This window comes from Micrococcus sp. MS-ASIII-49 (genome assembly GCF_000946635.1).
Lineage (GTDB): Bacteria > Actinomycetota > Actinomycetes > Actinomycetales > Micrococcaceae > Micrococcus > Micrococcus luteus.
Map to the genome: position 1 here is coordinate 1 of NZ_JXSP01000077.1, position 7,532 is coordinate 7,532.

Sequence of the window (7,532 nt, forward strand, 5' to 3'; positions counted from 1 at the left end):
CACCACTTCCAGGGACTTGACCGTAGATGCGCCGGCTCGGAGCTGCCGACGGCCTTGCGACCGTAGCCCGCGGAGCGGACACGATAAGTCTGTGCTGAGCTGAGGCTGACTCGTAGGCTTAGGACATGAGAATCAAGTTCAATGAGCGCGAATGGAGCAAGTACGAGAGTGAACTCCAGGTTGAGTTCGACCCACTCTCGGACGAGGCCAGCGCAGCCGCTTCGCGGGAAGGCACGTTGGACGAGCGGACCGACGCATACTGCGCCGTGTTCGCGCGGGAGGGTGTCCAGTTGGACCGCGGGGCGATTCGAGCAGAGCTGGCCAAGCAACTAGGCGACGACGTCAGCTGACGCCTCCCGCAGCCCGCCACCGCTCCTCGAGCTCGGCTCGCCATCCCTTCGGCGGCGGCCACGACACGCCCCAGGCGGCCAGCTAAGCCTTCGTCCATCCGCCGCTGGAGGTGCGCGCGGCGGCGACCTCGTCGGGGCTGGGCGTGCGCAGCTCGTTAGCCCCGAGACTGCTCATTGTCGATCTTCATCGCCCGAATCACTCGGGAGAGCCATGACGCCCGAATCCAAGCCGGACGCGATCTGTCCGAGCGCTTCGACCATCTTCGCCTCTTGCTTGGGGCTCGGCGGACGGCGCTTGCCCTTCATGTCGATCAGGAACCCGCACTGCCACTCGTTGATGACGCCGGCCCGCAGAGATGCCTCGATGACCCTTTTCGACACACTCTTGAGATCCAGTGTCCCGGCGTTCAGCCCCTGAGCTCGGAGACTCCGCTTGGCATCCAGGTGCAAATGCGAACGCTCATCGAAGTCAGGGCGGTCGAAGAGCTTGATGCACTCATTCCCGATCGGAAAGAGCGTCATCCCCGTTTGGGGATTCTCAATCGTGAACTGATCCGCGATCCGCTGCTTGCCACAGATACAGGTTCCACCCGCCTCGGGATCGTATTCAGACCCTACGATCCGCCACTCCAGGCGCGCTTGATCCCAGTGGTCCGCCACGGAGTTGTCCACGACTGCAACCGAGAGCGCTTCTTTGACCACCACTGCCTCCAAGTGCCTTGCGTATGGATGGGATCCTGCCAGATCAGAGCTGGGATGGCCTGCGGGTCGGTCTCGGATCAGGCCGCGTGGACGGCGAGATCACGCGGACCCATCAGTTCCACGAACAACCCGAGCTCGGCGCGGATGCGGGCGTCCTGCCGGAGGAACTCGGAGAGGGTCTGCAGCAGACGGCCGATGTCGGCGCCGCCGACCTCGCGGGTCAGGCGCAGCGAGACCACCAGGCGGTCCGCGACGGGGTCGGCCATCCGGGCCTTGAGCCGGTCCAGAGCGTCCACGAAGCGGGCTCCGGCCCGGTAGTCCCGGGCGAAGTGCTGGAACGGCTCGCGCAGCCCCTCCGGCCCGGTCTCCCCGAGCTGGATGAGCGCCTCCGGGAGAGTCAGGCCCGCGCGGATGGCCGACCGGGCGTGGTCGATCGCGTCCGGCCACAGCTCGCGCAGTGCCGTGGACCGCCGACGGGCCTGCCAGGACAGCAGCAGCCAGGGCACGGCCGCCCCGAAGACGGCGAAGCACGCGGCGATGGTCCACGTGCCGGTCAGCGACAGGACGAGCAGCCCGACCACGAGACCGCCGACGGCCATGGCGGACAGGACACCGGCCGGGCTGAGGCGTTGGATGCCGGACTGGGCGATCAGCACACGCAGGCGCGAGTCGGGGCGGGCGGCCTCGGGTTTCTCCGTGGGAGGGGACCAGAGGGACCACCACAGCAGGAACAGGCCGCAGCCGAGCGCGAGCCCCAGCAGCGCGGCCATCAGCGCAGCCCCACCAGCTCGTGGACGTCCACGCCGCGACGGGCGAGCGCCTCGAACTCCAGGTTCGCCCCCTCGTTGAGGCGCAGGTCGCCCTCGGCGTCGCGCTGGAAGAGCGCCGACGTCTCGATGACCCCGCCCTCCACCCGTGAGCCGACGGTGAGGATCTCCCGCACTCGCCGGCGGCCCTGACGGTCGCGCTCGCAGTGCACGACGACGTCGATGCACGTGGCGACCGTCGGGACGACGAAGTCCCGGGAGATGTTCCCCCCGGCCAGCAGCGGCAGCGTGCAGAGCTTCGTGAGCGCGTCCGCGGCCGAGTTCGCGTGGATCGTGCACATGCCGGCCAGGCCGGAGTTCAGCGCGACGAGCATGTCCAGTGCCTCGGCCTCGCGCACCTCGCCGACGATCAGGCGGTCCGGGCGCATCCGCAGCGCCTCCTTGACGAGGCGGCGCAGCGGGATCTCGCCGTGGCCCTCCAGGTTCGGCTGGCGGCACTGCAGCCCGACGACGTCGCGCACCGGGATCTGCAGCTCGAAGATCTCCTCCACAGTGATCACGCGCTCCCGCGGGCCGATGGCCGAGGCCAGACAGTTGAGCAGGGTGGTCTTGCCCGCCTGGGTGGCACCAGGCGGGGAACAAGTATGTTCACGGCTAGGCTGAGCTCCATGCCCCACCGCGCCGTCATCTACGCCCGTATCTCCGTCACCTCGGAGGAGTCCGTCTCGATTGAGCGTCAGCTCGAAGCCGCCCGGCAGTACGCCGCCGCTCGCGGCTGGGAGGTCGCCGCCGTCTTCACGGACGAGGGCATCAGCGCCACGCACAACAGCCCTGAGGCCCGGTCAGGGTGGTCGGCGTTGCTGCGCTACGACCAGCCCTACGACTTCGTTGTGGTCTGGAAGATTGACCGCGTGGCCCGCCGCATCACTGACTTCTGGGACGCCGTCAAGACGCTCCAGGGGCGAGGCCGTGCCTTGGTGTCCATCGGCGACAACCTCGACATGTCCTCCACCGTGGGGCAGATCGTGGCGGGAGTGCTGGCGGGCTTCGCGCAGATGGAAGCCGAGGCCATCAGCTCCCGCGTCGCCGCCGCCCGGCGGCACCTGCTCCAGAACGGGCGGCTCCCGGGTGGGGCGGTGCCCTACGGCTGGCGCTCCGTCCCCAACCCTGACGGGGCCGGTAAGGTCCTCGCGCAGGACCCTGAGCGCATCGAGTACGTCCGTGAGGCGGCTGACCGGGTCAGGGGTGGGGCCACCCTCTACTCCGTCGTGCAGTGGCTGGACGAGGTCGAGGCCCCGCTCCCCCGCGCCTCGCAGTCCCGCCGCCGCGAGGGCTCAGGCTGGTCGTACACGACGGTGGAGCGGCTCCTACGGAATCCGGTGCTGGCCGGCATGGTGTCGTTCAACCCCGGCAACTCCTCCAAGATGCGCGGCTCCGAAGTCCTCCGCGACGAGCGCGGCCTGCCGGTGGTGGACCCCGCCGTAGCGATCATGTCCCCCTCGGACTGGCGGGCGATGGTGGCCGCGCTCGATGCCAACGACACTGGCCGGGCCAAGCCCCACGCCCTCCGTGCTAAGACCTCGGCCCTGCTGTCGGGGCTGGTGTGGTGCGGGCACTGCGAGGACTCCGACGGCCACCCCGTCCGCATGCACCGGGGCACCACCCAGGGCCGCGAGTCGTACTCCTGCCCCCGCTGCCACCAGACCATCAGCCGCATCCAGGACTACGTAGTTGAGCAGTTCCTCTGGGCCAAGGGCGAGCACGTCCGCTGGACCCCGGTCAGGGAGGTCTACGAGAGCGGGACGGCTGCCCTCCCCGAGATCGAGGCGCGGCTGGACGAGCTCGACGCCGCGATCCGCGACGCCCCTGACCGGGCCGCTCGACGCCGCCTCCAGGAGCAGCAGGACGCCCTTCTGGACCTGCGTGACGAGAAGCGCGCTGAGGCTCCCAGAACGGTGCTGAAGTACGAGGACGCGGGGTTCTTCGCTGAGGCGTGGGCTGAGGCCGGGGGCGTCGAGGCTCAGCGGGCGGTGCTGGACGACGCCTTGGAACGCATCACAGTCGTCCGAGGGCGGACCGGGCGCGGCCTCGACAAGTCACGCCTGACGTTCAGCTGGCGGCACCCGGATCAGGTGGGGCCGCTGCCTGAGCCGTCTCAGGAGGAGCTGGCGAGCTGGACTGAGGGGTGACCGGGTCAGGGGAACCCGCACGGGGCTCCCAGCGTGACTGGAACTCCGGAGACTCTTCGCCGTAGAGGTTGCCCATCGTGTCTAGAAGCCATTCGCGCCCGTCTACGTCGAAGAAGGAGATCTCGACGTTCTCGTCTGGCCCAGCCTGCTCGGAGGTCACCCCAGGCGTCCAGGACTCGGCGCTAGGCAGGCTTCCGTAGTACTTAATTTGCGGCCCGCCTGCTTCGTGCAGAGCTAGTCCATGGATCGGGGCGTCGCCGCCATTTGTCACGGTCACCTTATGCATTGGTCGGTTCTGGACGAGCCCATTCGCATACACCGTCACTAGCTTGGCCGGGGCCAAGTGAACCATCACCTTTTGAGCCATCAAGCGGCGCTGACGGTCCGCTTCGCTTGCTTCCAGCCTGGAGAGGCGGTTTGCCTCCTTGCGCTGCTGCCAGATCACAGCCCAAAGGGTTCCCACGGTGCCGACCGCCACGACCCAATCCGGAGCGGAACCCCAGTCGAAGGTGCCGAACCAGTTCACGATGCCGCCGATCCAGCTACCGACAGCCTCTAGGGCATCCTTGTCCGGCTGTGCGAGATCCATGCAGCTCAGCGTAGATGCCCCCTGACCCGGTCAGGGGCCTCCCCGTCCTTCTCCGTCCCTCTCCCGCGTGCGCGGGGCCTGGGTACGCCCGCGTCACCTTCGGCGCTGAACGTCCCGGAGAAGGCAAGAGAGGGAGTGTCAGGCTGCAGCGGTCATCTGCTCGGCCTGAGCCAGGACGCGGTCGATGGTCGAGGAGCGCCAGACGGCCCCGCCTCGGGCGGTCGGTACGCCTTCCTCGGTCAGGGCACGGGCGATGTGGGAGACGCGGACGCCCTCAGCTCGCAAGCGGAGGATGCGCTCGCGGACCTCATCGGGGATCTCGTTGGGGCGACCGAACCGGACACCCTCGGCCTTCCGCTGGGCCATGCCCTCCCGGGTCCGCTGACTGATCAGCTCGCGCTCATACTGCGCGGCAGACGCAAGCACGTTGGCGGTGAAGCGGCCCGCCGGGTCAGCGGTGTCGATGTTCGGTGAGAGGAGCACCAGCTCCCAGCCTCGGCGCTGGCAGCGGTCGAGCAGCCCGGCGAAGTCGGCGACCGACCGGCTGACCCGGTCGAGCCTGACGGCCAGCAGCACGTCCGCCTCCCCTCGGTCGAGGCGGGCCAGGGCGGACTGCAGGCCGGGACGGTTCAGGGACTTGCCGGACAGGCCCGCGTCCGCCACCACCTCGACGTCCCAGCCTCGGCGCTGAGCCTCAGCCGCGAGCGCGGCACGTTGGGCGTCGAGAGAGGCTCCGTGCTCGGACTGGTCCTCGGTCGAGACGCGGATGTAGGCAAGGGCCAGGGGCCGGGTGCGGGAGGCAGCGGGGGCGGTCATGAGCTGCAATTTTTACGCTAATGGAGCGCCGCGCGTAAAACTCTCCACCTGAGCTACTGCCCGGCCCCCGCCCGCACGCCCTCGACGTAGCCGTGCAGCCGCGCTCGCAGTCGCACGTCCACGGGGTCAGCCTCGTCAGGCGGGAGCGCCGTCAGAATCCCCTCCAGCAGGTCCGCCGCCCCCACGACGTCCGAGGGCGTACGGGCCGGGGCGCTCGGCACGGAGACGGGAGGCTCCGGCTGCTCGTCCACCCACGTTCCGTTCACCCAGGGCACGGGCTCAGCCTTCCCCGGTCAGGGCGGTGCCGGCGTTGATGGACCGGAGGAGCGGAGACCAGTGAGCTGCCGGGTCCAGTCGGCCTCCCCAGGTCAGGGACAGCGAGTAGTTGGCACCCGGGACCGTGTTGAGCTCAGCGAGGGTCTGCGGGGCCTGCGCGTGCTCGGCGTAGTACCGGGACGACGCCGCCTGCATCCGCATGAGCATCCCCTCGTCCTGCAGGTCCTCCGCCACGGTGCTGGGCCAGCTCGTGGGCTCCCCCGTGAAGTCCCGACTGGCCGGGGCCACCTCGAACGACACCCCGGCGTACTCCTCCAGGGCGGTCAGGAGCTTGTCGATGCGGGCCTGGGCAGCCTCGGCCTCGGCGGTCTTGGCGTCGGCGGCGCGGGCCAGCTCGTCGGCGTCGAGGGCGGCGGCGGACTGCAGGGCCCGGGCGGCCTCGGCGCGGTGCTGAGCGGCCTTGGTGCGGTAGGCGGCAACCAGCCGGGTCTGACCGTCGATGGCGGAGGTGATGGACTGGGCCTGACCCGGGTCAGCCACCAGCGCGTCCACCGCCTCGGCCTCCATCGCGGAGATGCGCCCCTCGGCCTCTCGGGCCTGGGACTCCATCTTCTCGGCGGCGTGGTGGGCGCGGGTAGCTGCCTTCAGGGCGGCAGCGGAGGTCTGGGTGGTGAGCTTCACGGGGTGCCTGCTTTCAGCGATGGGAGACGGACCGGGGACCGAGCGGGCGCACGGTGCCGACTTCTCGCACCCGCCCCAGACGCCGCCCGGTCGAGGCCGTGGCAACGCGCCTGGCCTCGACCACCGGAGCCGGGGCAGTGGGCTCCCCCGGCTGAGCGGGAGCGTGGGGGGCGTCGCCGCTGAGGGCACGGGCCAGCCGCTCGGCCTCGGCGGGCTCAGCGGGGGACCCGGTCAGGGCCTCCCCCAGCCGCGCCATGCGCTCAATCTCGACCGTGGCCTCACCCCGCAGGGCACGCCGGACACGCTCCGCGCTCGCGGCCTGATCGGGGTCGACGCCCTGGAGGGCATCCTTGAGACGGTTGGGGGTGGTCTGCTCGGTCATGGGCCCTCCTCAGAGATTCGAGAACGAGCGGCCCCGGCGGAAAGGAAGAAAGGACCGGGGCCACTCGACTTCAACTCTCGTGGGCGGGGGTGGAGCGGCCCGCCCGCCGCGCGCTCAGCCGCGTCCCTCGCGCTTCTCGATGTACTCCGCCAGGGACCGGGGGTTGATGCGATGGGTGCCGCGGACGCGGCGGGCCTCCACGTGCTCGTCCTTCGCCCAGCGGCGGGCCGTCGAAACGTCGACGCCCGCCCGGTCAGCGGCCTCCTTCACGGTCAGCCACTCGGCGGGCGGCTCCGGCAGCGGGCGCGGGGCCGGGCGCTGGGCCTGCTGGTGCGCCCACATCGTCTGAGCCAACTTCAGCTGGCCCCAGCCGGTGGCGACGGCCTCACGGGTGGACGGCGGCGCACCGGCGATGATTGCGGACACCTCATCCCAGGTCAGCCGGGTGCAGATCAGGTGGGCCAGCGGTGCCGGCACGGCGGCGGTCACCTCGGCCAGGGTCGGACGCGGGTAGTCGGGCATGGGGGTATTCCTCTCGTGTCATGGGGTCCCTCGCGCGTGAAGCGGCGATGGGTCTTTGGGGTCCGTGCCGGAGCGGGACTCTCCAGGGCCGAACGGGGCCGGGTGGGAGCTAGTGCCTCCGAGGCAGCCCGGGCCGTCAGACGGACATCTGGGGATGCGGAGCGCCACGGGCGGCGGCGGGCGGCACTGGGAGCCCGGTCAGGGGGATGAAGGATCGTCTTCACCTATCTGAGGGCCAGGCCTGCGACCCCGCCCCAC

The 7,532-nt window shown here is 70.2% G+C and carries 10 protein-coding genes and 1 pseudogene; 2 read left to right on the forward strand and 9 right to left on the reverse strand.

From position 1 onward, the window contains the following. Positions 1-125 precede the first annotated feature (125 nt). Entirely contained in the window at positions 126-350 is a 225-nt protein-coding gene (locus SJ20_RS05780) for a hypothetical protein (RefSeq protein ID WP_044659253.1), read from the forward strand. Positions 351-521: 171 nt separating this feature from the next. Here the strand turns inward: SJ20_RS05780 and SJ20_RS11585 are convergent, their stop codons facing one another. The 3 genes and pseudogenes from SJ20_RS11585 to SJ20_RS05795 form a co-directional block, all read right to left on the reverse strand. Beyond that, positions 522-1,064 (reverse strand): hypothetical protein, encoded by a 543-nt coding sequence (locus tag SJ20_RS11585; protein ID WP_131661456.1) that lies wholly within the window; start codon positions 1,062-1,064, stop codon positions 522-524. A gap of 65 nt (positions 1,065-1,129) precedes the next feature. Next, complete coding sequence (locus tag SJ20_RS05790) at positions 1,130-1,822, reverse strand: type II secretion system F family protein (RefSeq protein WP_235281265.1); 693 nt, start codon at positions 1,820-1,822, stop codon at positions 1,130-1,132. Then, positions 1,822-2,448 (reverse strand): annotated as a pseudogene (locus SJ20_RS05795) (ATPase, T2SS/T4P/T4SS family); the annotation flags it as partial. The pseudogene SJ20_RS05795 and the gene SJ20_RS05790, both read right to left, overlap by 1 nt. A 39-nt stretch (positions 2,449-2,487) precedes the next feature. On the opposite strand from SJ20_RS05795, the gene SJ20_RS05800 reads away from it, so the two are divergent. After that, positions 2,488-4,008: a recombinase family protein gene (locus tag SJ20_RS05800; RefSeq protein ID WP_052833437.1), complete on the forward strand. Its 1,521-nt coding sequence runs from the start codon at positions 2,488-2,490 to the stop codon at positions 4,006-4,008. Here the strand turns inward: SJ20_RS05800 and SJ20_RS11865 are convergent. The 6 genes from SJ20_RS11865 to SJ20_RS05825 form a co-directional block, all read right to left on the reverse strand. Further along, positions 3,929-4,597 (reverse strand): hypothetical protein, encoded by a 669-nt coding sequence (locus tag SJ20_RS11865; RefSeq protein WP_131661458.1) that lies wholly within the window; start codon positions 4,595-4,597, stop codon positions 3,929-3,931. The genes SJ20_RS05800 and SJ20_RS11865 overlap by 80 nt on opposite strands. Positions 4,598-4,735: 138 nt before the next feature. Beyond that, on the reverse strand, positions 4,736-5,413 hold the full coding sequence (locus SJ20_RS05805; protein WP_044659262.1) for a recombinase family protein: 678 nt from the start codon (positions 5,411-5,413) through the stop codon (positions 4,736-4,738). Positions 5,414-5,466: 53 nt separating this feature from the next. Further along, complete coding sequence (locus SJ20_RS05810) at positions 5,467-5,688, reverse strand: hypothetical protein (protein ID WP_044659254.1); 222 nt, start codon at positions 5,686-5,688, stop codon at positions 5,467-5,469. 4 nt (positions 5,689-5,692) lie between these two features. Further along, complete coding sequence (locus SJ20_RS05815; RefSeq protein WP_044659255.1) at positions 5,693-6,370, reverse strand: hypothetical protein; 678 nt, start codon at positions 6,368-6,370, stop codon at positions 5,693-5,695. 13 nt (positions 6,371-6,383) lie between these two features. Next, a complete protein-coding gene (locus SJ20_RS05820) occupies positions 6,384-6,752 on the reverse strand; it encodes a hypothetical protein (RefSeq protein WP_044659256.1) in 369 nt (122 codons plus the stop codon). 114 nt (positions 6,753-6,866) lie between these two features. Continuing rightward, the gene (locus tag SJ20_RS05825) at positions 6,867-7,274 is read right to left on the reverse strand and encodes a helix-turn-helix domain-containing protein (protein ID WP_044659257.1); all 408 of its coding nucleotides are present in this window, start codon (positions 7,272-7,274) and stop codon (positions 6,867-6,869) included. Positions 7,275-7,532 lie beyond the last annotated feature (258 nt).

Excerpts from the sequence above, each read along its gene's own strand:
- SJ20_RS05805 (WP_044659262.1), bottom strand. The coding sequence starts at position 5,413 with ATGACCGCCCCCGCTGCCTCCCGCACCCGGCCCCTGGCCCTTGCCTAC.
- SJ20_RS11865 (WP_131661458.1), bottom strand. The coding sequence starts at position 4,597 with ATGGATCTCGCACAGCCGGACAAGGATGCCCTAGAGGCTGTCGGTAGC.
- SJ20_RS05800 (WP_052833437.1), top strand. The coding sequence starts at position 2,488 with ATGCCCCACCGCGCCGTCATCTACGCCCGTATCTCCGTCACCTCGGAG.
- SJ20_RS05820 (WP_044659256.1), bottom strand. The coding sequence starts at position 6,752 with ATGACCGAGCAGACCACCCCCAACCGTCTCAAGGATGCCCTCCAGGGC.
- SJ20_RS05780 (WP_044659253.1), top strand. The coding sequence starts at position 126 with ATGAGAATCAAGTTCAATGAGCGCGAATGGAGCAAGTACGAGAGTGAA.
- SJ20_RS05790 (WP_235281265.1), bottom strand. The coding sequence starts at position 1,822 with ATGGCCGCGCTGCTGGGGCTCGCGCTCGGCTGCGGCCTGTTCCTGCTG.
- SJ20_RS05825 (WP_044659257.1), bottom strand. The coding sequence starts at position 7,274 with ATGCCCGACTACCCGCGTCCGACCCTGGCCGAGGTGACCGCCGCCGTG.